Genomic DNA, 24,190 nt, shown 5'->3' on the forward strand with positions numbered 1-24,190 from the left:
GGTGGTGGTTAGGGGTGGAGGCGGTAGAGGGTGGGGCCTTCGGCGAAGTAGACGTCGCCCGAGCGGTGGACCGCCAGTTGGTGGACCGGCCCCGAGCGCAGCACGGCGTGGCGGCCGGTCAACGGGTTCAGGCGGAACACCGACTGACCGGCATGCGCGCCGTACAACTGAAGGTCGCGGCGGTTGAAGGCCAGCTGTCCGCTCGCGCTCTTGCTCGACGACAGCACCACGCGCTTGACGACCTTGCGGGCCCAGGTGTTGACCGCGAACACCTCCCCACCGGCGATCCCCCACAACCGCCCGGCGGCGTCGAAGGCGAGGGCGGGGATGGCGGGCTTGCCGGGGGCGGGGACGATCTCCCACAGGAGCCGGTTCTCGCGCACCGACCAGGCGAACAGCTTGGCCTCCTGCTGCGTCGGCGGGGTGGCGGACTGGCCGCTGTAGATGGAGGTGCCGCCGTAGACGATGCCGTCGCGGTAGGCGAGCGCGACGATCGACTGGTCCTTGACGACGTTGCGTTGCGAGAACTTCAGGCGCCCTGCCTCCGGGTCCCAGATGGACAGGACGCCGCCCAGGTGACCGAGGTCGGGCATGGTGCCGACGGCCAGGTAGCGGCCGGCCGAGACCATGGCGCGCGGGCGGATCTGCTTGTCGGCGGCCCCGTCGTACAGACGGGCGGGGTTCGGGGCCGGGCCGGGCTGCGGGCTGGGCGAGTATTCGGTGCTGTTCCACGGCAGGCGCGGGTCGTAGGAGTAGACGCGGGCCTCGGGGTAGGCGCCGATGTACAGCTTGCCCCGGTGTGTGGTCATGTCCTCGCTCTGCGAGAACGTGTGGAACTCCTCGGCCTTGCCGGACTCGGGGTCGATGCCGGCGAAGCCGCCGTTGAGGAAGCCGCCGGCGTACATGCGGCCGTCGGGGCCCTCGGACAGCGCCGTGACGTCGATCGGCTCGCCCTTGATGCCGCTCTGCACGAACGCCTTGGCGCCGGTCTGCGGGTTGTAGCGGAACATCAGGCCGCGCCAGAGCAGGCCGACGAGGCTTTTGCCCGGGTAGTCGGGCAGGCCGAGCTCGGCCCATCCGATGCCGCGGGTGTTGGCCACGCGGCCGGTGACCGGCAGGCCGGTGGGGGTGGTGGCCCTGGTCTTGGGGTCGTAGCGGACGAGCTCGCCGCCCTTTACAAAGTAGACCCGACCCTCGTCGTCCGGGGGCGAGACATCCAGGCCGTGGGCGGCCTCCAGCCGGTCGGTCCACTTGCCCGCGGCGATGTCCCACACGTGCAGGGGGCCCGGACTGGCGCTGCCCAGCCGTACGTAGAGGTAGCCGGCGGCGGTGTTGACGTCGTAGGCCCACTTGCCGGTGGTGTCCTCGGGGGCGGGCAGTTCCTTGATCGCGCCGCTGGCCGCGTCCACCTCGAAGATCTTGGCGGGCGCCTCGGTGCCGGCGTAGATCTTGCCGCCGGCGTGGGAGACGCTGCGGATGTAGGCGTGGGCCGCGGACAGGCGGCCGTAGTCGCGTACGCCGGTGGCGGGGTCGTAGGCGAAGAGCTTGCCGCCCGGCGAGGTGCCGCCGTAGACGGTCGCGCCCTCGCCCGCGGCGAGTGTCCAGACGAACGTCTCGCCCTGGAGCGGGTTGCCGAGATCCTGGACGCCACCCTGGGCCGTCCAGCGGAAGAGCCTTGAGCCGCCGTACGTGCCGGCGTACACGCTGCCGTCGGGTGTGGCCTCCACGGCCCACGCGCCGCCGGAGCCGGGCAGGTCGAACCGGGACGTCTGCGCCCCGGTCGCCGGGTCCACGGCGTTGAGGTGGGCGGGGCCGCCGGAGGAGGCGCTCCAGAGCACCGTCCTGCCCTCCGGCCCGGGGGCCACGGCGCCGCCGAGCAGCAGTACGTCCTGGAGCGGGACGCCGAGGTTCTCCGGAGCGGGGGCGGGGGCCGGGGTGAGCGCGGTGACCGCGACCAGGACGGCCGCGAGCGCTCCCTTCCATAAGATCATGCGTGCAGCACCTTCGTGAGGGCCTCGACGAGGTGCGAGGCATGGGCGGGATCGTCCATGAGCATCGACTGGCGCATCCAGACCACCTCGCGCGTGGCGGCCTCGGTGGCGGGGCACGGCTCAGGCCGCGCCCCGGCATCGGTGAGCGCGGCCATCGTGCCGAGCGGCGGGTACCCGCCGTCGAGCGGCACCCCTTCCGCCGCCATCGCCTCCAGGAAGAAGGCCCGGTCGAACGGCACGCGCACGCGCAGCATCAGCAGGTGACGCGAGTCGAGCGTGGTACCCGGCGGCTGCGGCACCACGCCCACCGGCAGCCCGGTCGCGGCAAGCCCCCGCTCCACCTCGGCGGCGAACGCGTTGCGCCGGGCGATCTCCGCGTCCAGCCGGTCCAGCCAGGGCAGCAGCAGCGCCGCCTGGATCTCGGTCAGGCGCAGGTTCCAGCCGACGTTCGGGTGGCCGTACCACTGGCCGCCGAGCTTGCGCCCGAGGTTGCAGACCGACCAGATCGCCTCATGGTCCGCCTCGTCGCGGCAGACGATCAGCCCGCCCTCCCCCGCCGTCATCGCCTTGCTGGCCTGGAAGCTGTAGACGCCGGCGTCGCCGAGCCCGCCGATCGGGCGGCCCTTGTAGCTCGCGCCGTGCGCCTGCGCCGCGTCCTCGACGACCTTCAGCCCATGTCGTACGGCTACCGCGTTGATGCCGTCCATGTCGGCCGGGCTGCCGGCCAGGTGCACCGGCATGACCGCGGCCGTGCGCCCGGTGACGGCGGCCTCGACCGCGGCGGCCGTCAGGTGCAGGTCCACCGGGTCCACGTCCACGATCACCGGTACGGCTCCCGCCAGCAGCACCGAGGTGGCCGAGGCGACGAACGTGTACGCGGGCACGACGACCTCGTCGCCCGGCCCGACGCCCAGGCCGCGCAGCGCGGCGAACAGGCCCAGGGTGGCGTTGCCGACGGCGACGCCGTACCGGACGCCGGAGAGGCGGGCGAACGCGGCGGTCAGGTCCGCGCAGGCGGAACCGCCCTGGGTGGCTCCCCACAGGCCGCTGTCGAGTACGCCGGTGACGAGCTTGCGCTGCGCGTCGTCGAGCGGCGGCGGCCAGGCGGGCCACGGGGTGGTGCGGACGGGGGTGCCGCCGTGGATGGCGAGGGTCATGCGAGGCGTCCTTTCAGCACGCGCGCGAGGTTGCCGCCCTGGATGAGGGCACGGTCGGCGTCGCTGACCGGGGCCAGGGCGACACGGCCGAAGCCGACACGCAGGTCGAGGAAGCAGGAGTCGGAGCCGTAGACGACGCGGTCGGCGCCGGCCAGGGCGGCCAGCTTGGCGATCCAGCGGCCGGTCATCTTGGAGCCGCAGATCTCCAGGTAGAGGTTCGGGTGGCCGTGGATGAGCTCGGCGGCGCGGGCGAAGCCGTACGGCCACAGGCCCGCGTGACCGAGCAGCAGCGGGACGTGCGGATGGCGCCGCGCGACGGTCGTGAACTGGACCGGATCGCTCCACGGCGAGTCGGTCTGCCCGTGCGCGAGCACGGGCAGGCCCAGCTCCCAGACGGGGTCGTAGCGGCGGTCGTCGAGGCGGCACTGGTGCACGTCCGGGTGGATCTTGACGCCCCAGACGCCTTCGGTGGTGAGGCGGTTGCGCTGGTGCGGGTTGTAGACCTGCCAGACGCCGATGCGGCCCGGATACCGCCCGGCCGCCTCGAACGCCAGCCGGTTGCCCTCCTCGGCCGACGGCCCGACGCCGAGCAGGTGGCTGATGCCGATCGCGTCGATGCCGAGGCGGTCCATCAGCTCGACCATGCCTTCGGCGGTCTTGTCCGGGATGAGGAAATCGGGCCAGGGGCCGAGGTGGCCGTGCGCGTCGAGGATCACAGCAGGCTGCCTCCCGTCGCGATCAGCTCGACGTCCTTCTCCGGCAGGTCGAGGTGGTCGAGCAGGAAGCGCGGGCCGCAGTCGTCGAGGACGGGGGCGCCGGTGCCGAAGACCAGGCGCTCGGGGCCGTACCGTCCGGCCAGCCACTCGACGCCGCGCTGGGTGTTGACGGTGCCGATCTCCAGCCACAGGTTGGAGATCTCGGCCATGAGCTCGCCGATGGTACGCAGGTGGCGGTAGCCGGGGGTGAGCAGCAGGACGCGTTGGTGCGGCAGGTGCCCGGCGAGGGCGAGGAGCTGGCCGGGCGAGGTCTCCTCGAACTCGACGGCCACCGTGGTCTCCATCGCCCGCAGCCACCGAAGCGTGGTGGGCCCGGTGAGCTCGAAGCGGTGCCTGGACGGGCACAGGCGGACCATCGGCACGCTCCAGTCCGGGATCGGCTCGAAGGACTCGGGCACCAGGACGGGGACCGGCTGGAGGGCCGGGTCCTTCAGTTCCATGAGCGCTTCGTTGCCCGCTCTGGCGTCGGAGTAGAGGCTGAGGGTGTGGGTCACGTGGGCGCGCTGGATGCCCAGCCGGGACATGTCGGGGCGCGGGTCCTCCGGCAGGTCGTCGAACGGCACGGGGCCGATCAGGCGGTGGGCGTCCGTGACGTATTTCGGCACAGACCGAAACTAGCCGCGCCCCGCAACCCCGGTCAAGACCACCCCCACCCTTCGGCCCCGCTCTCGCCCCGCCCTCGGCCCCGCGCCGGTCCCGCCCTCTGGCCCCGCCCCCAGTCCTGTGCCGATCCGTGTCCTCGGGTAACGGGACAGGCCCGCGAGGGTGGCGCGCACGGGTGAAGCGTTTCCCGGCGCGGGACACCCTCCGGACTCGGCGTGCGACCCCTCCGGGGTGGCGCGGCCCTGGCCCAGCCAGCGGCGGGTGGGGCCATGTGGCGGGCCAGGTCGCAGGGTGGGGAGCAGCGGGTGGTCAGGGGGTGGGTGGGGTCAGGGGTGGGCAGGTGGGGGTGAGGTCGAGGCGGGCGAGGGTGCGGCCGACGAGGGCCCAGGCCTTCCAGGAGCCGGGTTCGAAGTGGAGTTGCGGGTTGGTGTACCAGTCGTCACCCAGCCCCGCCGCCACCGGCTTGGCCTCGGAGCCCAGCAGGTACGCGTTGCCCCCGCCGAAGAAGGCCGAGGTGAACACACGGCCCCGGTGCACGGCCAGCTCGCCGTACCCGGAAAGGGTGCCCTGGTGTTTGACGGTGCGGGTGGCGAGGTCGAGGGCGATCCAGGCGCCGGAGTTGCGCTTGTAGACCCCGTAGATCAGGCCCCGATGCACCTTGATGTCCTGGAAAGTGCGGAAATTGGCGACAGGCTCGACCTGCCAGAGAATCTGGCGCTTTTTCAGGTCGAAGGCGGCGATGGAGGCAGAGGTCCGGGTCGGTGGGGTGCCGCCGCCGCCCAGCACGTCGCCGCCCAGGTACACGATGCCGCGCACGGCATCCAGCGACAGGCTCATGAGGCTCTGGTCCGGCATGATCCCGGCATAGACGTCCTTGGCCCCCGTGTCCGGATCCACGATCGACAGCGCGCCGTTCAGCTTGGCGCCGAGCGGGGCCGAGGCGACCAGGAGCTTGTCGCGGACCGGGTCGTACTCGATGTCCCACGGCCGCGCCTGGTCGTGCCCCAGGAAGCCGAGGCTGCGCAGCTTGTCGGTGCGGAGGTCGATCTCGAGGATCTGGCCGCTGGGGTAGATGGCCGCGTAGATCTTGTTCCCGCGCCGCACCATGTCCTTGGGCTCGCCCGGCACCCGGAATCGGCGTTGCCTGCCGGTACGCAGGTCGCGCACGTCCATGGAGAAGTGGCCGCCGATGTACACGGCCCGGTTCGGCACGAGGAGCATGCTCTGGACGCGCTCGGCCCCCGCGGGCAATCCAGCGTCGATCAGGTCGGCGAACTCCGACTTCCCGGTACGCAGGTCCAGCCACCACATCCCGCCGCTGCCCGAGAAGCCGGTCAGCGTGTCCGCGCCGGTCAGGACCAGGCGGCGGGTCTCGTCGCCCTGCGAAGGCGGATCGGCCACCCGGGTGGTGGCGGCGTCGCCGGTGCGGTAGCGGTGCACGGCGCCGTCGGGCCGGGAGGTGCCGTAGACGGTGCCGTCCGGGGCGGAGACGAGCGCGTCGAGCGGCGCCGAGGCGGCCGTACGCAGGTCGGAGCCGTCCTTGCGCACGTCGATCAGCGTCGGGCCGCTGACCGCGAGCACCCGGTCGCCGTGCTCGGCCACGACGCCGATGCCGGTCGTGCCCTGGGCGAGCTGCCGGACGGTGCCGTCCTGGCGGTCGATGGCCATGAGCCTGCCCTTGTCGAGCAGGCCCGCGTAGACGTGGGTGGCGTCGGCGGCCAGCGCCCTGACGTATCGCTCCCCGGCGGCCAGGACCCCGAAGTTCCTGACGGCGGCCGTGGCCGGGTCGTACTCCCAGACGCGCCCGTCGGGGTAGGTCCCGGCGTACAGCTTGCCGTCGGGCGCGGCGGCCAGGCTCCACACGAAGCCGCCGTTCTTCCCGAAGGAGTGCAGATGCTTCACCTCACCGGTGGCCGGGTCGAAGCTATACAGATCGGGCACGGGATACGTCCCGACGTACACCTTTCCGCCGGAGACCGCCGTGGCCCAGCCGCCTTCCGGCTCGCCGGTCGCGGGGCCGTCCGGGAGCGTGACGCTTCTGACCACCTTGCGGGTGCTCAGGTCGATGTCGGCGAGCACCGGCGGTTTCTGGCCGCGCGTCACGACATAGGCGTGATCGTCGTGTACGGCCGCGCCGACGATCGCCCCGGTCACCGAAGCCGGCCCGAACGTCTCGACCCGTGTCCCGTCACACCTCCCGGGCTCCGGGCCGGGCGGCGTGGCGTGGGCGGGAAGGGGGGCGGCGAGAGCGAGGGCCAGCACGGCCGCCGCGATCGCGGAGAATGCGCGCATGGGAGGCTTTCTGCGAGTGGGGGGTGAGCGGACGCATCATTGTTCTTGCTCAATTTTGGCCCAGACCGTAATGTTCTGAGCGCGAATAGTCAATGGAGGCGGTTGTGACGGCGTTCGACGCGCGCGAGCTGATCGGCGAACTCACGGTGACCCTTGACGTGGACGTGCTGGTCGGAGCGTACGCCGACCGCGACGGCCCGCCCGGCGACCCGGACTCGGTCCTGGGCACGCTGACCGAGCACGGCATCCGGGCCGGGGCGGTGGCGTCGCTGCGGGCGGCGTTGTTCGACATGCGCACGGGCAACGACGAGGTGCTGGCGCTGCCGGACGTGGTCCCGGTCGGCACCGTCGACCTGCGCGACCCCCTCGGCGCGGTGCGCGAGATCGAACGCCTCGTGCCGCTGGGCGTGCGGGCGATCCGGCTGTTCCCCGACGAGCAGGGGGTGGAGGCCGGGTTCCCGTCGGTGCGGCACGTGGCGCGCAAGGCGGCCGAACTCGGGCTGACCGTGCTCACCGGCGGGGACGTGCGCAGGTTCTGGCAGCCGTTCGCCGGGCTGGGCGCGAGCGTGGTCTTCCTGGACACGCACTTCTACCACCTGGGCGACTTCCTGGTCGCCGCCGCCGACGAGCCGGGCTTCCACACCTCGACCCGGCTGCTCAACTCCCCCGACGCGCTGGAGACCGTACCGGCCGAGCGGCTTCTGTACGGCTCGCGCACCCCGCACTACGAGCCCGTCGTCCCGCTGCTGCGGCTGGCGACCAGCGGGCTCAAGCCCGAGGAGATCGCCGCGGTGGCCGGCGGCAACGCGAGGAGGCTGCTCGGATGATCATCGATGTGCACGCGCACTGGGGCCCGTGGTTCTTCACCATGGACGTGGCCGCGCTCAACCACGCCGTCATGGACCGCTACGGCATCGGCGCCTCGATCGTGTCGGCCACCGAGGCGGTCATCTACGACCCGGCGACCGGCAACCGCGCGCTGGACGGCTGGCTGGCCACGACCGACCGCCACTACGGCTACGTCACGATCAACCCCCGCCGCCTGGACCAGGCGGAGAAGGACCTGCGCGAGTACCTGCCCACCGGCCGGTTCAAGGGCGTCAAGATCCACACTGACTACACCCGCTCCCCCGCGGACTCCCCGCAGACCCGCGAGGCGCTCGCGCTGGTCGCCGCGCACGGCGTGCCCGCGCTGGTCCACACGTGGGGCCCGACCGTCCTCGACCTGGCCGCGACCTGCCGCGACACTCCCGGGCTCAAGGTCATCGCGGGGCACATGGGCGCCGACGGCCACCGCCACGCCATCGAGGCCGCGCGCGGCTGCGACCGCCTCTACCTGGAGCCCTGCTACTCGCACGCGCCCGCCCGGCGCATCGCCGAGGTGGCCGCGGCGGTGCACCCCGACCGGCTGCTGTTCGGCACCGACTCCACGCTCATCGACCCGGCCTCCGCGTTCGGCGCGGTCGCCGCCGCGCGGCTCGACCCGGAGACCGCCGAGAAGGTCGCCTGGCGCAACGCCGCGGCCCTGTTCGACCTGCCCGTCTGACCCCGCCGTACCACCGGCCGCACTCCCGCTGGCACCAATTACGGTCCAGGCCGTTATTTGACGCAAGGAGCAAGCCCATGATCCCCCGCCGACGTTTCCTCCAGGCCGCAGCCGCCTCGACGGCCGCCCTCGCCTTACCCGCGGCACCGGCCATGGCCGCGGCGACTCCCGCGGAGGGCACGCTCACCGACCTGGGCCCGGCCAGTGTGGCCAGCCCGCTGGGCAACGGCGAGTTCGTGGGCGAGGTGCTCTACATGGGCTCGCGCGGCCTGTCGCCCAACGTGGTCGGCGCCTGGGACCTCACCCAGGACAAGATCACCGCCCACTACGAGATCCCCACCGGCGTCGGCGTCTGGGCGATGTGCAAGTCCGGCACCGACGTCTACGTCGGCACCCACTCCCGCTCCGACCTGTACAAGATCGACACCCTGACCGGGACCACCACCAAGCTCGCCGAGTATCCCGACCACTTCATCTGGACCATGGCCGCCGCCCCCGACGGCAAGATCTACATGGGCATGTCGGAGCCGGGCCGCGTGGTCGAGTACGACCCGGTCACCAAGACCAGCCGCGACCTGGGCCAGCCCGCGCCCGGCGAGGCGTACGTGCGCAGCATCCAGGCCGACGACCAGTACGTCTACGCCGGTGTCGGCGCCAACGCCCACCTCATCGCCATCGACCGCCGCACCGGCGGCAAGCGCCAGCTGCTGCCCGCCGAGCTGGCCGACCGCGACTGGGTCTCCAGCATGTCCAGCAGCGACACGCACCTGGCGGGCGGACTCAACTCCACGGCCGAGCTGGTCGTGATCGAGAAGGCGGACCCGGCCAACTACAAGATCGTCAAGGCGTCGGCGCCCGGCGAGAAGTACACCGTCGCCGTCCTCATCTTCGACGGCTGGGTCTACTTCGCCGGCCGCCCCTCCGGGACCGTCTACCGCTACGAGCTCGCGAGCGGTAGGTCCGAGGTGCTCGGCGTGCCGTTCCCCGAGGCGCAGACGGTCCGCATCCTGGAGCACAAGGGCAAGGTGTACGGCCTGCAGGACAGCGGCGTCTTCGTCTACGACCCCGCCACGGGCGCCATGGACTACCTCAGCCACGTGCAGCGGGGCTTCCGCGCCGCGGCCGAGGCGCCCATGTCGGTGCACTCCGACGGCAGAACGGTCTACGTCGGCGGCAAGAGCGGCGCCGACCTGCACGACCTGGCCACCGGCAAGGTCACCAGGCTGCCCATCCCCGGCGAACCGAAGACCATGATCACGGTACGCGGCACCACGTACCTGGGCGTCTACACCCAGGGCGCCCTGTACGCCCACAAGGCCGGCCAGTCCGAGGCCAAGCTGCTGTTCCGCACCGGACACAACCAGGACCGGCCCAAGGACCTGGCCTACGACCGCCTGACCGGCCTGATCGCCATGCCGACCCAGCCGGAGCCCGGCCACCAGAACGGCGCCCTCGACATCTACGACCCCAGGACGGGCAGGCTCGACACCTACCGCCCGGTCGTGGACCGCCAGACCATTTTCTCCGTCACCGCCTACCTCGGCACGCTCTACTGCGGCACCAGCACCCAGGAAGGACTCGGCTCGCCCCCGGTCACCCCCACCGCCAAGCTGGCCGCCTTCGACCTGCGCACCCGCAAGGTCACCTGGCAGCTCGAACCGCTGCCCGGCATCGCCGCCGTCACCGACCTCGCCCACACCCCGCTGGCGGTCTACGGCATCACCAACACGGGCGTGCTGTTCGAGTACCACCTGCTGAAGCGGAAGATCACCCGCACGCTCAAGGTCAGCGAGCGCGGCGGCGACCTGCTCATCGCCGGATTCACCGCCTACACCAGCGACGTGAACGCCGTCTACCGCGTCGACCTGCGCGCCTGGACCGTCAAGAAGATCGTCACCGGCCTCGCGAGCGACTGGTTCGGCGGCGGCTCCAAGCTCAACATCGCCCCCGACCACCGATCCCTGTACGCCATCAAGGGCCGCAACCTGGTCAGCGTGGCGATCTCGCCGTACCGGTGAGGATGTCCTTGACGCTGAGCGGCTCCGACCCCAGGTCGGGGCCGTACAGGTCGTGGGCGTGGGTGGCCGGGATGCGGCCCTCCTCGGCCGCCAGCCACAACATGCGCTGGACGTAGCCCTCCATCGGCTCGGTGAACGTGGCCTCGGCCAGGCGGTCGAGACGGGCCGAGGCGTCCTCGAAGGCCCGCAGGTCGGAGCCTTGGTAGGCGCGCAGCACGTCGGCGGTGACCCCCACGTGCGCCGCCGCGAGGCCGACCAGGGCGGCTTCCGCCCCCCACAGCAGCGACGGGCCGAACATGCGGTCCTCGCCGGTGATGGCCAGGCGGCCCGCCTCGCGGGTGATGGCGATCGTGCGCTGGCAGGCCATGGCGTCCGACAGCAGGGCCGCCTTCAGCCCGGCCACGCCCGGCAGCGCCACGAGCGCGCGCAGCACGTCCGGCGGGCAGGGCAGGCTGTAGAGGTCGAAGGCGATCAGGGGCACCCCGGTCGCCTCCCACACGGCCCGGTGTTCGGCCACGCGGTCGCCGGGCGACGGGAACGGCATGAGCGCCGCGGCTCCCGCCCGCGCCGCCGCTCTGGCCTGCGCGACGACGTCCGTACTCCCGACACCCCCGGCACCCCCGACACCGACCACGACGGGCACGCCGAGCGCGACCGCGCGCTCGACGACGGCGGCGCGCACCCCTTCGCTCAGGTACGGCCCGCGCCCCGTGTGGGCCAGCACCGCCAGCCCGCCCGCCCCGTCGGCGACCAGGCCGGCGAGGTAGGCGGAGACCAGGTCGAGGTCGACCTCGCCCGCGGTGGTCATGGGGGTGGCCGCGGCGGCGACCAGCGTCCCGCGCAGGCGCTCGCGCAGGTCGGCCGCGCGTGGGTCGATTGCCGTGCTCATGTCGAACCAGCCTAAGGGTTACTTCAACCCGGTCATCGCGATGCTGTTGACGAGGTAGCGCTGCAGCAGGAAGAAGACGGCCAGGCAGGGCACCACCGAGATCGCCGCGGCGGCCATCTCCATCGACTGCGGGAACTGCTCGCCGCGCAGCGTGGACAGGCCGACGGTGAGCGTGCGCATCTCCTCGCTGCTGGTCGCCACGAGCGGCCACAGGAAGTCGTTCCAGTGCCACAGGAAGACGAAGACGCCCAGCGTGGCCAGGATCGGCTTGGTGAGGGGCACCACGATCTGCAGGTAGATGCGCCATTCCGGGGCGCCGTCCACCTTGGCGGCCTCGAACAGTTCGTCGGGCAGGTCGCGGATGAACTGCCGCATGAGGAACACGGCCTGGGAGTTGGCCAGCGTGGGCACGATCAGCCCCCAGAAGGTGTCCGCGCCGTTCAGGTCGGAGATCAGGATGAACAACGGGATCAGCGTGGCCTGGAAGGGCACCATCATCGTCGCCAGGAACGCCCACATCAGCGCGTCGCGGCCGGGGAAGCGCTTCTTGGCGAAGGCGTAGCCGGCCATGGAGGCGGTCAGCAGGATGATGACCACGGAGACGGCGGCGTAGATGAAGGAGTTGAGCGTCCAGCCGAGGAAGCCGGAGGAGGTCAGGTTCGTGACCAGGTTGTCCAGCGTGAGCGCGTCCGGCCACTGGTGCGGCAGGGTCGGCTCGTTCTTGGGGCTGAGCGCCAGCACCAGCATCAGCAGGAACGGGCTGACGGTGAGCACGGCGACGAGCCCGAGCAGGAGGGCGAACGGCCACTGCCGGCCGGTCCTGCGCCGGGGCTTGGCGGCCCGCGCGGGCGCCGCCGTCACCGGCTTGGTCTCGGTCATCGTCATGTGTTGCTCCGATCGAGCAGGCGGCGCTGGATCATCGAGACGATGAAGACCAGGACGAACAGCACGATGCCGATCGTGGCCGCGTACGCCACGTTGAAGTTCCCGAAGCCCTGGTCGTAGAGCGCGTAGATGAGGTTGTAGCTGGCCCGCGACGGCCCGCCGCCGGTCATCACGTAGATGACGTCGAAGGCCTGGAACGCCCCGATCGTCTCGATGACGATCACGAAGAACAGCGCGGGGCGCAGCAGTGGCAGCACGATGCTGCGGAAGCGCTGCCAGGCGTTGGCGCCGTCGACGCGCGCGGCCTCCAGGTACGAGGCCGGGATCGACTTCAGCCCGGCCAGCAGGATGAGCATCGAGTAGCCGAAGCCCTTCCACACCGAGACCGTGGCCAGCGCGGGCAGCACCAGCGCGGTGTCGTCGAGGAAGCCGACGGGACCCAGATCGATCTTGGCGAGCAGTCCGTTGATGAAGCCATCAAACTCGTACATCCACCGCCAGATCACGCCGGCGAACACGAAGCTGGTCACGTAGGGCAGGAACAGCGCGCTCCGGAAGATCCCCTTCATGAAGATGACGGAGTTCAGCAGCAGCGCCGTGCCGAGCGAGACGAGCAGGGTCAGCGGAACGTAGATCGCCACGTAGACGATCGTGACGCGCAGCGCTCCCATGAAGATCGGATCGTCGAAGAGCCGGGCGTAGTTGGTCACGCCGACGAAGCTCCAGCTCCCGTCGAGCTGGTAGTCCGTCACGCTCAAGCCCGCCGCGCCCAGCGACGGAACGAACCGGAAGATCACGAAGAGCACGAGCATCGGCAGGACGAACAGCAACCCGGTGATGGGGTCGCGCAGCCGGTGTCGCACAGGTTCACGCCTTTCGCGAAGGGGTGGGGAGGCCGCGCGGCGGCCTCCCCGAGTACGTCAGCCCGCGGCCGCGAGCTGGTCGTCGACCAGCTTGGCGGCGTCGTCGAGCGCCTGCTGGGCGGTCTTCTTGCCCTGCAGCGCCGACTGGATCTCCGGCGCGAGCGCGGTCATCACCTGGCGGGCGGCCGGGTGCGTGTCACCGGGGAAGGCGAACTCCAGCGACTTCTCGAACTCCTTGGCCAGCGGCGACGTGCTCGCCGGCGAGGCGTCGGTGCGGGCGGTGAAGAAGCCGGACTCGGTGGCGAGCCGGGTCGCGACCTCGGCCGAGCCCAGGTAGGCGGCGAACTTCTTGGCCGCGTCGGCGACCTTGGACGCCTTGGCCAGCACGACGCCGCCGGGGATGCCGAAGGCCACCTTCTTGGCGCCCTCGAGCGGGCCCCCGACGACCACGTTCTCCTCGCCGACGCCCGCGCCGAGCTGCGTGGCGCCGATGGGGGCGGCGGAGTGGTACATGGCGACCTTGCCCTGGGCCAGCGGGCTGCCCTCGATCACGTTGGCCAGCGTCGCCGCGTTCGCCGGCAGGCCGCCGGCCTTCTGCAGGTCGAGCAGGAACTGCAGCGACTTGACGCCCTCGGGGCCGTTGAAGGCGGCCTTCTTGCCGTCGGCGGAGAAGACGGTGCCGCCGTTGGCCCACAGGATCGGGTAGAAGCTGAGGTTGAGCGACGTCTCGGGGGCGCCGGGGTAGAGCAGGATCGGCGTCTTCTTGGCGGCCAGCTTCGGCGCGGCGGCCAGCACCTCGTCCCAGGTCGTGGGCACTTCGGTGACACCGGCGTCGGTGAGCAGCTTCTTGTTCCAGATGGGCGCCGTGATCGTCTGGTAGATCGGGACGCCGTAGAGCTTGCCGTCGACGCTCAGCGCGGTCAGCGCGTTGGGGCGGAACGACGCCTTGTCGGCGGCGATCGCGTCGTCGACGGGGGCGACGGTGCCCTGCTTGACGTACTGCGGGATCTGGTCGGGGCCCAGCAGAACCAGGTCGAATCCCTTCTTGGAGGCCAGCGCCGCCGTCACCTTCTGCTGGCGGCCGTCCCAGGGCTGCTGCTCGATCTTGACGTCGATGCCCGCGTTCTTGGCCTCGAAGTCCTTCTCGACCTTGTCCCAGAACGCCTTGCTCTTGGCCTGGTCGTCGATGACGGGGTACATCCACATCGTCACCGTGCTCTTGCCGCTGTCGGATCCGCCATCGGATCCACCGCATCCGGCGAGCGTCACTCCCAAGGCGGCCGCGAGGCCGGCTACCGCTACCTTCCTCATGGGCCTTCCTTTCTTCGTAATACCGGTCTAGACCGAAACCTAGCGATCGGGAGAACAGGGGGTCAATGCCTGATACATGACCGTAACTAGGCGGCCCTCCGGGATATCGGTCACCGGCAGTGCGCCCGCACGCTCGCGGAGATCGCGGCCACGTGCTCGCCGGTGTAGTTCTCGTTCCAGTCGATGACCAGGAGCGTATCGCCGACCAGCCGCTCGGCCTCGGGGCAGGTGGCGGCCCGGTAGCCCTCCAGCGGGTAGCGCGAGCTCCCGTACAGGGGGGCATTGAGGACCGGCGCGTGATTGAGGGTCTGATTGAGGTATCCGGCCCGTGCCGGAATCCCGTCCCCGCGCAGCTTCTCCGCCACCTCGCGGGCCTCGCCGCCGGGGAGGACGAGCGGGAACAACCACCACGCGTGACCGCCGGGGCGCGGCAGCCGTACTCGATCCAGGCCCTTGAGATCTTCGATCAGCTGTACGGCGGTGCGCCGCCGGTCGGCCAGCACGCCGGGCAGCTTGGCCAGCTGGGCACGGGCCACCGCGCCCTGCAGTTCGGTCATCCGGTAGTTGAGGCCGAGGCTCTCGTGGGAGCGGCCGCGGGCGCGGTCCCAGCCCTTGTCGGCGAACAGGCGCATGCGCCTGGCCAGCTCGTCGTCGTCGGTGAGGGTCAGGCCGCCGTCGCCGCTGGTGATGTGCTTCCACTGCTGCAGGCTCAGGGTGCCGACGTCGCCCGCGGTGCCCGCGTACCGGCCGCCGGGCAGTTCGGCCAGCCACGCCTGGGCGCAGTCCTCGATGAGGGCCAGGCCGTGCTCGTCGGCCAGCGCGCGGAACTCGGCCATCGGGGCCGGGGCGCCGAACAGGTGGACCACCATGATCGCGCGGGTGCGGGGGCCGATGAGACCGGCGACGGAACCGGGATCGAGAATGCCGGTGGAGGGGTCCACGTCGGCGAAGACAGGGACGGCGTTCTGCGCCAAGATGGGGGCCACCGTGCCGAAGTCCGTGATCGGTGTCGTGATGATCTCGTCCCCGGGGTCCGGTGCGGCCGCCACGACCGAGAGATGGAGGGCCGCCGTGCCGGAGCTGCACGCGATGGCGTGGCGGGAGCCGTACATCCGCGCGACCTCGGCTTCGAGCGCGCGCACCTCCGTCCCCCAGACGGAGCTGAGCATGCCGGAACGGATCACCCGCTCCAGCGCCGCGATCTCCTCGTCACCGAGGGTACGGCCGGCGGATTCGGCCATGCTTGGAAACTTGAGAGTCACAAGTTAACCTTTCGGTCTTGACCGTAATAGTGAAGAAGGAGGCGAGGGTGGGTATCGTCATCGGGGTCGTCGGCCCGCATGATCTGGTCGACGACGTCGCGGCCACCTGCGAGGAGCAGCCCGGGGTGAGCGCGCTGCGGCTCGACTACGACCACGAGTCGCAGGCCCCCGCCATCGTCGAGGCCCACGCCAACGCCGTGGAGGGCTGGCTGTTCACCGGCATCGTCCCGTACATGCTGGCCCGCGACGCCGACATGCTCTCGCGGCCCGCCTCGTTCGTGGACTACTCCGGCGCCACGCTGCTCAGCGGCCTGGTACGGCTGCAGCACGAAGGCTACGACGTCACCCGGCTGTCCATCGACACGCTCGCGCCCGCCGACGTCACCGCCACGTTCACCGAGGCGGGACTGCCCACCGACCAGCTGCGCACGCTCGGCTACCGGCCGGAGATGACCTCCAAGAAGGCCATCGCCTTCCACCGGCGCGGGCCCGGCCACCCGGTGATCACCTGCCTCAGCTCGGTGCACGAGGCGCTGCGCGGGGAGATGCACGTGCTGCGGCTGGCGCCGTCGGTGCACTCGGTGCGGGTGGCGCTGCGCCAGCTCCTGCTGACCGCGGAAGGGCAGGAGCGGGAGGACGCGCAGATCGCGCTCGGGCTCATCGACGTGGACGGAGAGGACGGGCTGCTGCGCGAGGCCACCGCGCTCGGCGGCACGCTGGCCGGGTTCCGGGGCGGCACCCATCTGCTGGTGACCACCCGCGGCCCGCTGTACGACGCCACCGGCGGGTTCACCGGGCTGCCCATGCTCGGGCGGCTGGCGGCGGGCGGCCGGGGGGTGCGGGTCGGGTTCGGCCTCGGACGCAGCGCCGCCGAGGCGGAGAGCCTGGCGCGCCGGGCCCTCGCCCGCGCCCGGCGGATCGGGGACGTGGCGGCGGTGCTGTCGCTGCGGGCCGACACCGACATCGTGCTGGAGTCGGTGACCAGCACGCCGGCCGGTGAGCAGAACCTGTCCGTGCTGGCCCGGCGGGTCGGGCTGTCGGTGCCCACCCTGGAGCGGCTGCTGGAGGCGCGGGACGCCTCCGGGGGTGAGCCGCTGACCACGCGGGAGATCGCGGAGCGGCTGGCCGTACAGCAGCGGACCGCGCGCAGGATGCTGCACCGGCTGGAGCTCGCGGGCCTGGCCGAACGCACCGGCAACCTCACCAGCGGCAGCAGCGGCCGCCCCCTCACCCTCTACCGCCTCACCCTGTAGCGCCCTCAACCCACGGGCTGTCAGCCCCGGGTATGTCACCCCCGGGGATGTCACCCCGGAGGATGTCCGACCCCGGGAGGTCAGCCCTCGGGCGGTCATACCCCAGGAGGTCAACCCACGGGATGCCCGACCCCGGGATGTCCGAGCCCGGGATGTCCGGCCCCAGGAGGTCAGCCCGGAGGATGTCAGCCCCCAGGAGGTCAGCCCCCAGGAGGTCAGCCCGGAGGATGTCAACCCCCAGGAGGTCAACCCACGGGTGGTCAACCCCCAGGAGGTCAACCCACCGGATGTCAGCCCGAGGGAGGTCAGCACTCGGGTGGAGGGCTTTGGGGGGTGGGCGTGGTGGAGCCCCGGTGCCGGGAGGCGGCGCCGGGGCTCGGGGTCGTTCTCTAGGAGAGCCACCGGTCCAGGCCCTCGGCCACGAACTCGTCGTCCCGCAGCCACGGGTAGGCCGCCCACACCCGGTCGATCTCGGCGAGCTGCCCCGGCGACAGGTCCTCCTCCGGGTCCAGGCACCAGCGCCCGGCCAGCAGCCCCTGCCGCCGCAGGATCTCGTGGATGCCCGGAATGCACCCGTGGAACCCGTTCGCCGAGTCGAAGATGGCCGCGTTCGCGTCGGTCAGGTGGCCGTCGAGGCTCAGCAGGCGGCGTACCGCCTCGTCGTCACCGCCGCGCGCCCGCCGCGCCTCCTCCAGCAGGCCGACGGCCTTGCGCACCCACACCGCCCACTGCCCGAGCAGCCCGCCGACGAACTCGACCTCGACCTCGCGCCCGTCCACGATGACCCGGTGAGGGGTGATGAGGTCGGCCAGGATGTGGTCGTCGTTGCCGGTGTAGAGCGCCACTTCGTCGGAGCGCCCTGCCCTGACCACACCGTGCAACACGTCGAGGGTCCGATAGCGGTCGAAGGGCGCGACCTTGATCCCGACGACGGATTCGACGCCGGCCAGGCGGGTCCAGAAGTCCCTGGACAACGTCCGGCCGCCCACGGCGGGCTGCAGGTAGAAGCCGATCACCGGCAGCACCTCGCCGACCGCCCGCGCCCGCTCGATGAGCGCGTCCTCGTCCAGCTCGGCGTAGGGGCTGAGCAGGACCATGTGGTAGCCCAGCGTCCTGGCCAGCTCGGCCTCGGCCACGGCCTGCGCGGTCGGCCCGGTCGCCCCGGCGACCAGCACGACCTCCCGTCCCGCCTCGCGCGAGGTCTCCGCGGCCAGCTCCAGCACCGGCGCCAGCAGCGGCGTGCCGTGGATGGCGAACTGCGTGGTGTGCACGCCCACGGCCAGCCCGCCCGCGCCCGCGTCCACGTAGTAGCGGGTCAGCGCCCGCTGGCGACGCTCGTCGAGCTTCCTGCCCGCGTCCAGCGCGAGCGGGTGCGCCGGGATGACCAGGCCGCGCCTGAACAGGTCACGCACGGACGTATGAGCGTCTGGAGCCGTGCTGAGCACGTGATTTCCCCCTTGGTCGAAGAGCATGCTGATCAGAACCGGCCGTCGCGCCGCTCGAACTTGGTCGGCTTGCCGAGCAGCGGCCCGCCCTCGGACACCCAGCGCGCCGTGTGCTCGATCAGCTCGGCCGGCGTCAGCTCCGGGTAGCCGTACAGGCGGTGGCACTTGCCCGCGTTCGACAGCAGCGCGGTGGGCGCCTCCTCGCCGACGAGGATCGGCTCCTTGCCGATCGCGCGGCCGAGGTCCCGCGCCGCCTGCCGCACCGAGATCAGCTCGGGTCCGGTCAGGTTCAGCAGGTACGGCGGAGCGTCCGCGTGCAGCAGCGCCCGGAGCGTCACCTCGTTGGCGTAGCCCTGCCAGACGACGTTGACCTGCCCGGTGGCCAGGTCGATGGGCTCACCGGCGACGATCTTCTGCGCCAGGTCGACGAGCACGCCGTACCGCATCTCGACCGCGTAGTTGAGCCGGATGAGGGCCAGGCGGGTGCCGTACTTCTCGCTGAAGTGCTCCATGACGCGCTCGCGGCCGAGGCAGCTCATCGCGTACTCGCCGACCGGGCCGGGCTTGGTCTCCTCGGTCGCGCCGCCGCTGGTGACGGGCGTGAGCGGGTAGACGTTGCCGGTGGACAGGGCGGCGATCCTGCTGTGCCTGAACCGGTCGGCGACCCGGCCGGGCAGGTAGGAGTTGGTGAACCAGGTCGCGTGCTCGGCGCCCTGGGTGCCGAACTTGGCGCCGACCAGGAAGACCACGTTCTCGACGTCGGGCAGGTCGCGCAGCGCGGCCTCGTCGGCCACGTCGGCGCTGACCACGGTGGCGCCCTCCGCGGTCAGCGCGTCGGCCAGGCCGGGCTCGGAGAACCTGGACACCGCCACCACGCGCTTGCCGCCCCGCGTGGCGTTGAGAGCCAGCCTGACCAGGCTGGGGCCCAGCTTGCCGCCCGCACCCAGGATCATGATGTCGCCGTCGAGCCTGGCCAGGTCGTCGACGAGCCCCGCGCTCGGTCGCGCCAGCCGCTCTTCGAGCTCCGATACCGTCCGCACCCCGAACTCCTCTCATTTACGGTCCAGACCGTAACTATCGGAGTCTCGCCCTGTCAATGGGTAGGGACCGCTTCGCGCGCCGAAATCAGCACTTCGAGGATGGCGCGGGTCTGCTCCCACGGCACCGGGCTGGGCGCGCCGGCGACCATGTCCAGGAACGCGTTGACCGTCCCCTCGTACCCGAGACCCTTCAGGTGGTCCTCGCCCGCCTCGATGGCGATCTCCCTGGAGCCGTCGCGGGTGTGGACGGTGACGGTGTACGCCTCGTCCTCGGAGACCCCGATGATCTCCACGGTGCCGGTGATCCCGCTCCCCCAGCGCAGCGCCATCACACCGGTGTCCTCCGAGCGCAGGCCCTCGTAGTGGCGTACGGCACCGGCCGCGCCGGCCAGCCGTACCTCGGGACCGAGCAGCGCGACCAGCAGCTCCACCCCGTGCACGCCCATCGTCACCATGGTCCCGCCGCCCTGGCCGGGCGTGTCCTGCCACGGGTTGTAGCCCGTCGCCCAGATCCCCACGTCGTGCCGTACGGTGGCCCGCACCGCCAGCACCTCCGCCGGATCCACGCGCGCCCCCGCGAAGGCGGGCGCGAAGCGCAGCACCGACGTCGACAGCACCCGGTCGGTGATGTCCAGCCGGTCCAGGGCCTCCAGCTGCTCCCTGGAGGCGGCGGCCGGCTTGTTCATGAAGACCGGCGCCCCGGTCCGCAGCACCGCGCCCAGCGCCGCCGGCGCCTGCGGGTTCGGCACGGTGAGCACGACCCCGTCCGGCTCCGCGGCCAGCAGTTCCTCAAGGCCGCCCGCGACCTTGGCCCGCGGATGCTCCTCCACGAACCGCGCCAGGCGCTCCGGATCCTGCTCCCAGACGGTCAGCTCGGCATGGCGCGCCAGGGTCCTGGCGTCGGTGTACGGGTGACTGGTGGCCAGACCGGCGAGTGCGATCCGCATGGTGATTCCTCCCCATCGTTTCCACGAATGGGGGAAATCATGGCACCTACCCTGCGTTACAGTTCGTCGACGTCCGGCGCCGGCCTGCCGCCCGACAGCCGCGCGTAGCCGGGCCCGCGGTCGAAGAAACGGCCGTTCGCCGGGCGCAGCCGGGCGCGCAGCTCCGCCGTGCCCTGCTCGTCGATGCGGTCACCGTCGAGCACCACACCGTAGTCGCCGAGCGCGCCCGCGATGGAGACCTTCCCGTCGCGCACGTCCGCGGCCACCGCCCGGGGATCGCGGTCGTAGGGCGAGCCCCACCCGCCGCCGCCCGTGGTACGGATGCGGACGACCTCGCCGGCCTGCACCGGATGGTCGTCCACCAGCCCCTCCATCTCCTTGCCGGCGACCTCCACGCGGAACGGCCGCCCGGCCAGCCCTCCGTTGACGCCCCAGCAGGACAGGATCGAACGGTCGGCGATCGACATGTAGGAGGCGTCGCGCAGCATCCTGATGTGCTTGTCGTAGCCGAGCCCGCCCCGGTACATGCCGGGCCCGCCCGAGTCGCACGCCAGCGCCAGCCGCTCCACCCGGAACGGCCAGCGCGCCTCGGCGAACTCCACCGGGATGTTGCGCGAGTCGGGCACCACGTGGATGGTGTCCTCGCCGTCGGCGTACCACCGCCCGCCGGAGCCGCCGCCGAGAACCTCCCGCATCAGGTACGGCCGGCCCTCCCCGTCCAGCCCGTGGACACCGGTGTAGCGGATGGTCTCCTGGTCGGCCGGCATCCTGCCCTGGGTGGCCTTGGCCAGCACCCCGGCCAGCACGCCCAGCAGCCGCAGGATGACGAACGTGCGGGCGTTGGTCGGCGCCGGGAAGACGGGCGTGAGCAGGGTGCCCTTGCCGGGGAAGCGCATCTCGATGAGCGGCACCACGCCCTCGTTGACGTCCAGCTCGGCCATGCGCTCCGGGGTGTCGGCCAGGTTGCGCAGGACCGGGGCCAGCCACTTCTTCAGGAACACCCCGTCGGCGTAGTCGCCGGCGTGGTTGATCGGTCCCTTGGCCTGCGGCGAGGTGCCGGTGAAGTCGATGGTCAGCGGCGCGGGCCTGGCGTGGTCGACGGTCAGCGTGATGCGCTGGGCGTGCAGGCGCGGCTCGTCGACGCCGTCGTGCTCGGCGTAGTCCTCCCAGACGTAGACGCCTTCGGGGATCTTGGCCAGGAGCTCGCGGCGGAAGGTCTCGGTGGTCTTGGAGATGATCGCGTCGAAGCACTCCTCGACGGCGGCCCTGCCGTACCTCTGGAAGAGCTCGGAGAGGCGGCGCGCGCCCATGAGGCAGGCCGAGCACTCGGCGTCCAGGTCGCCGGCGAGCGAGTCGGGCATGCGGGAGTTACGGGTCATGATGCGCAGCGCGGCCTCGTTGGGCACGCCCTGGTCCCAGAGCTTGATCGGCGGCACCATCAGGCCCTCTTCGAAGACGCTGCGCGCGTGGGAGGGCATGCTGCCGGGCACCGAGCCGCCGATGTCGTCGTGGTGGCCGAAGGCCTGGACGAACGCGACGACCTCGCCCTCGTGGAAGACCGGGACGGTCACGCACAGGTCGGGCAGGTGGCCGATGCCGCCTTCCGAGAGGTAGACGTCGTTGTGGAAGTAGACGTCGCCCTCCTTCATCGTCTCTGCGGGGAAGTCCCTGACGACGGGCTGGACGAGGGCGCTGTAGGAGCGGCCGGTGAGCTTCCTGAGCCGCACGTCGTGGATGCCGGCGCGGAAGTCGTGCGCGTCGCGGATCATCGGCGAGCGGGCCGTGCGCGCGATCGCGGTCTCGACCTCCCGCTCCACCGAGGCCAGCGTGCCTTCGACGATCTCGATGAGGATCGGGTCGGCGCTCATGGGTTACTCACCCTCCTCGTCGGCGGCGGGTTCCGGCTTGCCGGGGCGGATCACCAGGTTGCCGAAGGGGTCGACCTCGGCGTGGAAGCCGGGGTGGACGGGGATCGTGGAGCCGTACTCCTCGATGACCGCGGGGCCCTCGACCACGGCGCCGGGGGCCAGTTCCGCGCGCTGGTGGATGGGGGTCTCGGGGGTGGGATGGTCGAAGTGCACCGCTCTGGTGTGCGGCTCGCCCTCGGGGACGTCGCCTTCGAGGCGGCGGATGGCCGGGCGGGTGATGGGGCCGATGCCGGAGACGCGCAGGTTGACCCATTCGACCGTGTGCCGGGGGTCGTCGCGGTAGGCGTAGCCGTACAACTTCTCGTGGGCGTCGTGGAAGCGCGCGGTCACCTCGGCGCGCCACCCCTCGTCCACCTCGCCCGGCGGGGCGTGGACCCGGACCTCGTAGGCCTGGCCGTAGTAGCGCAGGTCGGCGCTGCGCGCGTGGACGGGGTCGTCGAAGCCCTCGCGGTCCAGCGCCTCGGCGGCCGTAGACTCCAGCTCGCCGAAGATCCGCGCGGCCGTCTCCAGGTCGAGCGAGCGCGTGACGTGCGTGCGGACGTAGTCGTTCTTGACGTCCACGGTGAGCAGGCCGAAGGCGGAGACGTTGCCGGGCCCCGGCGGTACGAGCACCGCGGGCAGGCCCAGGATGTCGATGAGGCGGCAGGCCAGCAGCGGGCCGGAGCCGCCGAACGTCACCAGCGGGAAGTCGCGCACGTCCAGGCCGCGCTTCACGGTCAGGCGCCGGATGGCGTTGCTCTGGTTGAAGGCGCTGATCTCCAGGATGCCGGTCGCGGTCCGCTCGGGGCTGAGGCCGAGCTTGTCGGCGAGGTCCTCGATGCCGGCGCGGGCGGCCGCCGCGTCCAGCGGGATCTCGCCGCCGAGCAGGTGGGGCGGGATGCGGCCGAGGTAGACGTGCGCGTCGGTGACGGTGACCTCGGCGCCGCCCCTGCCGTAGCAGAGCGGGCCCGGGTCGGCGCCGGCCGAGCGCGGGCCGACCTTGAGCGTGCCCTCGGGCGAGATCCAGGCGACCGAGCCGCCGCCCGCGCCGACCGTGACGATGTCGATCATCGGGATCTTGCACGGGTAACGGCCGATGGAGCCCTCGGTGGTGGTCGAGGGCTCGCCGTCGATGACGACGGCGACGTCGGTGGAGGTGCCGCCGCCGTCCAGCGTGATGACCGACGGGTGGCCCGCGGTGGAGGCGATGAGCGCGGCGCCGAGGGCGCCGGCGGCCGGTCCCGACAGCACCGTGGTGATCGGCTGGTTGACGACCTCGCGGGCCGACAGGATGCCGCCGTTGGACTTCATCACCGAGAACGGCATGCCGAGCCGGTCGGCGAGGTTGGCGATGTAGCGCCGCATGGCGGGCTTGACCGCGGCGTCGACCAGCGTGGTGACCGAGCGCTCGTACTCGCGGTACTCCCGCAGCACGTCGCTGGAGATCGAGACCACCGCCTCGGGGTGCTCGCGCTCCAGCACCTCGCGCATGCGCCGCTCGTGCTCGGGGTTGGCGTAGGAGTGCAGGAAGCAGACGCCGATCGCGGTGATCCCCTTGGACCGGAACCAGCGCGCCGCCTCGGCCGCCTGCTCCTCGGAGAACGGCCGCACCTCCTCGCCGAGGTGGTCCAGGCGCCCGCCGACGGTCTTCACCAGGTGCACGGGCACGATCCTGGGCGGCTTGACCCAGAAGTAGGAGTTGCCGTACCCGTCGGGCACGCTCTGCCGGGCGATCTCCAGGACGTACTCGAAGCCCTCGGTCGTGATGAAGCCCAGCTCGGAGATGCGGTCTTCGAGCAGCTGGTTGGTGGCCACGGTGGTGCCGTGGACGATCGAGCTGACGTCGAACTCGCCCAGCTTCTCGATGCCCGTGATGAACCCGTCGGCCGGGTTGGCCGGGGTCGAGGGCGTCTTCGTGGTGACGACCTCACCGGTACGCTCGTCCACCGCCACGACGTCGGTGAACGTGCCTCCGGTGTCGACTCCGATACGCACGCTACGCATG

19 protein-coding genes are annotated in these 24,190 nt (G+C 71.6%); 4 read left to right on the forward strand and 15 right to left on the reverse strand.

Features of this window, described 5'->3' with window-relative positions:
* Window positions 1-8: 8 nt before the first annotated feature.
* From ACFWY5_RS26555 to ACFWY5_RS26575, 5 genes are all read right to left on the reverse strand, one after another.
* Window positions 9-1,991: a hypothetical protein gene (locus ACFWY5_RS26555; RefSeq protein WP_379635037.1), complete on the reverse strand. Its 1,983-nt coding sequence runs from the start codon at window positions 1,989-1,991 to the stop codon at window positions 9-11.
* The gene (locus tag ACFWY5_RS26560; RefSeq protein WP_379635039.1) at window positions 1,988-3,148 is read right to left on the reverse strand and encodes a DegT/DnrJ/EryC1/StrS family aminotransferase; all 1,161 of its coding nucleotides are present in this window, start codon (window positions 3,146-3,148) and stop codon (window positions 1,988-1,990) included. The genes ACFWY5_RS26555 and ACFWY5_RS26560 overlap by 4 nt, the downstream gene beginning before the upstream one ends.
* A complete protein-coding gene (locus ACFWY5_RS26565) occupies window positions 3,145-3,864 on the reverse strand; it encodes an amidohydrolase family protein (protein WP_379635041.1) in 720 nt (239 codons plus the stop codon). The genes ACFWY5_RS26560 and ACFWY5_RS26565 overlap by 4 nt, the downstream gene beginning before the upstream one ends.
* Complete coding sequence (locus ACFWY5_RS26570) at window positions 3,861-4,529, reverse strand: hypothetical protein (protein WP_379635043.1); 669 nt, start codon at window positions 4,527-4,529, stop codon at window positions 3,861-3,863. Before ACFWY5_RS26570 ends, ACFWY5_RS26565 begins: the two co-directional genes overlap by 4 nt.
* Before the next feature lie 307 nt (window positions 4,530-4,836).
* Window positions 4,837-6,819: a PQQ-binding-like beta-propeller repeat protein gene (locus tag ACFWY5_RS26575; protein ID WP_379635045.1), complete on the reverse strand. Its 1,983-nt coding sequence runs from the start codon at window positions 6,817-6,819 to the stop codon at window positions 4,837-4,839.
* Between the two features lie 104 nt (window positions 6,820-6,923).
* Here ACFWY5_RS26575 and ACFWY5_RS26580 point away from each other — a divergent pair, with 104 nt between their 5' ends.
* The 3 genes from ACFWY5_RS26580 to ACFWY5_RS26590 all read left to right on the forward strand — a co-directional run bounded on the left by ACFWY5_RS26580 (window position 6,924) and on the right by ACFWY5_RS26590 (window position 10,383).
* Window positions 6,924-7,646 (forward strand): amidohydrolase family protein, encoded by a 723-nt coding sequence (locus ACFWY5_RS26580; RefSeq protein ID WP_379613619.1) that lies wholly within the window; start codon window positions 6,924-6,926, stop codon window positions 7,644-7,646.
* Window positions 7,643-8,365, forward strand: a complete 723-nt coding sequence (locus ACFWY5_RS26585; protein WP_379635047.1) for an amidohydrolase family protein — start codon at window positions 7,643-7,645, stop codon at window positions 8,363-8,365. Before ACFWY5_RS26580 ends, ACFWY5_RS26585 begins: the two co-directional genes overlap by 4 nt.
* Before the next feature lie 77 nt (window positions 8,366-8,442).
* Window positions 8,443-10,383, forward strand: a complete 1,941-nt coding sequence (locus ACFWY5_RS26590; RefSeq protein ID WP_379635049.1) for a hypothetical protein — start codon at window positions 8,443-8,445, stop codon at window positions 10,381-10,383.
* Here ACFWY5_RS26590 and ACFWY5_RS26595 read toward each other — a convergent pair.
* The 5 genes from ACFWY5_RS26595 to ACFWY5_RS26615 form a co-directional block, all read right to left on the reverse strand.
* A complete protein-coding gene (locus ACFWY5_RS26595) occupies window positions 10,355-11,272 on the reverse strand; it encodes a dihydrodipicolinate synthase family protein (RefSeq protein ID WP_379613624.1) in 918 nt (305 codons plus the stop codon). The genes ACFWY5_RS26590 and ACFWY5_RS26595 overlap by 29 nt on opposite strands.
* An 18-nt stretch (window positions 11,273-11,290) precedes the next feature.
* Complete coding sequence (locus ACFWY5_RS26600) at window positions 11,291-12,157, reverse strand: carbohydrate ABC transporter permease (RefSeq protein WP_379613626.1); 867 nt, start codon at window positions 12,155-12,157, stop codon at window positions 11,291-11,293.
* Window positions 12,154-13,020 carry a carbohydrate ABC transporter permease gene (locus ACFWY5_RS26605; protein ID WP_379613628.1) on the reverse strand — a complete coding sequence of 289 codons (867 nt, stop codon included), beginning with the start codon at window positions 13,018-13,020 and terminating at the stop codon, window positions 12,154-12,156. Before ACFWY5_RS26605 ends, ACFWY5_RS26600 begins: the two co-directional genes overlap by 4 nt.
* Before the next feature lie 57 nt (window positions 13,021-13,077).
* Window positions 13,078-14,331 (reverse strand): ABC transporter substrate-binding protein, encoded by a 1,254-nt coding sequence (locus ACFWY5_RS26610; RefSeq protein ID WP_379635052.1) that lies wholly within the window; start codon window positions 14,329-14,331, stop codon window positions 13,078-13,080.
* Window positions 14,332-14,441: 110 nt separating this feature from the next.
* A complete protein-coding gene (locus tag ACFWY5_RS26615) occupies window positions 14,442-15,572 on the reverse strand; it encodes a DegT/DnrJ/EryC1/StrS family aminotransferase (protein ID WP_379635054.1) in 1,131 nt (376 codons plus the stop codon).
* A gap of 68 nt (window positions 15,573-15,640) precedes the next feature.
* Here ACFWY5_RS26615 and ACFWY5_RS26620 point away from each other — a divergent pair, with 68 nt between their 5' ends.
* Window positions 15,641-16,846 (forward strand): hypothetical protein, encoded by a 1,206-nt coding sequence (locus ACFWY5_RS26620; protein ID WP_379613634.1) that lies wholly within the window; start codon window positions 15,641-15,643, stop codon window positions 16,844-16,846.
* A 389-nt stretch (window positions 16,847-17,235) separates the two neighbouring features.
* On the opposite strand, the gene ACFWY5_RS26625 is transcribed toward ACFWY5_RS26620, so the two are convergent.
* From ACFWY5_RS26625 to ACFWY5_RS26645, 5 genes are all read right to left on the reverse strand, one after another.
* Entirely contained in the window at window positions 17,236-18,258 is a 1,023-nt protein-coding gene (locus tag ACFWY5_RS26625; RefSeq protein ID WP_379635056.1) for a dihydrodipicolinate synthase family protein, read from the reverse strand.
* Between the two features lie 65 nt (window positions 18,259-18,323).
* The gene (locus ACFWY5_RS26630) at window positions 18,324-19,331 is read right to left on the reverse strand and encodes an NAD-dependent epimerase/dehydratase family protein (RefSeq protein ID WP_379613638.1); all 1,008 of its coding nucleotides are present in this window, start codon (window positions 19,329-19,331) and stop codon (window positions 18,324-18,326) included.
* A 53-nt stretch (window positions 19,332-19,384) separates the two neighbouring features.
* Entirely contained in the window at window positions 19,385-20,278 is an 894-nt protein-coding gene (locus tag ACFWY5_RS26635; protein ID WP_379635058.1) for a Gfo/Idh/MocA family protein, read from the reverse strand.
* A 56-nt stretch (window positions 20,279-20,334) separates the two neighbouring features.
* A complete protein-coding gene (locus ACFWY5_RS26640; protein WP_379613642.1) occupies window positions 20,335-22,146 on the reverse strand; it encodes a hydantoinase B/oxoprolinase family protein in 1,812 nt (603 codons plus the stop codon).
* A gap of 3 nt (window positions 22,147-22,149) precedes the next feature.
* Window positions 22,150-24,189, reverse strand: coding sequence for a hydantoinase/oxoprolinase family protein (locus ACFWY5_RS26645; protein ID WP_379635060.1), 2,040 nt, complete (start codon window positions 24,187-24,189; stop codon window positions 22,150-22,152).
* Between the last annotated feature and the right edge of the window lies 1 nt (window position 24,190).

Source organism: Nonomuraea sp. NPDC059007 (assembly GCF_042740555.1).
Lineage (GTDB): Bacteria > Actinomycetota > Actinomycetes > Streptosporangiales > Streptosporangiaceae > Nonomuraea.

Bases quoted from the DNA above. Each gene is read 5' to 3' on its own strand.
- ACFWY5_RS26595 (WP_379613624.1), bottom strand. From the start codon at position 11,272: ATGAGCACGGCAATCGACCCACGCGCGGCCGACCTGCGCGAGCGCCTG.
- ACFWY5_RS26590 (WP_379635049.1), top strand. From the start codon at position 8,443: ATGATCCCCCGCCGACGTTTCCTCCAGGCCGCAGCCGCCTCGACGGCC.
- ACFWY5_RS26645 (WP_379635060.1), bottom strand. From the start codon at position 24,189: ATGCGTAGCGTGCGTATCGGAGTCGACACCGGAGGCACGTTCACCGAC.
- ACFWY5_RS26560 (WP_379635039.1), bottom strand. From the start codon at position 3,148: ATGACCCTCGCCATCCACGGCGGCACCCCCGTCCGCACCACCCCGTGG.
- ACFWY5_RS26585 (WP_379635047.1), top strand. From the start codon at position 7,643: ATGATCATCGATGTGCACGCGCACTGGGGCCCGTGGTTCTTCACCATG.
- ACFWY5_RS26600 (WP_379613626.1), bottom strand. From the start codon at position 12,157: ATGACGATGACCGAGACCAAGCCGGTGACGGCGGCGCCCGCGCGGGCC.
- ACFWY5_RS26635 (WP_379635058.1), bottom strand. From the start codon at position 20,278: ATGCGGATCGCACTCGCCGGTCTGGCCACCAGTCACCCGTACACCGAC.
- ACFWY5_RS26615 (WP_379635054.1), bottom strand. From the start codon at position 15,572: ATGGCCGAATCCGCCGGCCGTACCCTCGGTGACGAGGAGATCGCGGCG.
- ACFWY5_RS26640 (WP_379613642.1), bottom strand. From the start codon at position 22,146: ATGAGCGCCGACCCGATCCTCATCGAGATCGTCGAAGGCACGCTGGCC.
- ACFWY5_RS26575 (WP_379635045.1), bottom strand. From the start codon at position 6,819: ATGCGCGCATTCTCCGCGATCGCGGCGGCCGTGCTGGCCCTCGCTCTC.
- ACFWY5_RS26555 (WP_379635037.1), bottom strand. From the start codon at position 1,991: ATGATCTTATGGAAGGGAGCGCTCGCGGCCGTCCTGGTCGCGGTCACC.
- ACFWY5_RS26610 (WP_379635052.1), bottom strand. From the start codon at position 14,331: ATGAGGAAGGTAGCGGTAGCCGGCCTCGCGGCCGCCTTGGGAGTGACG.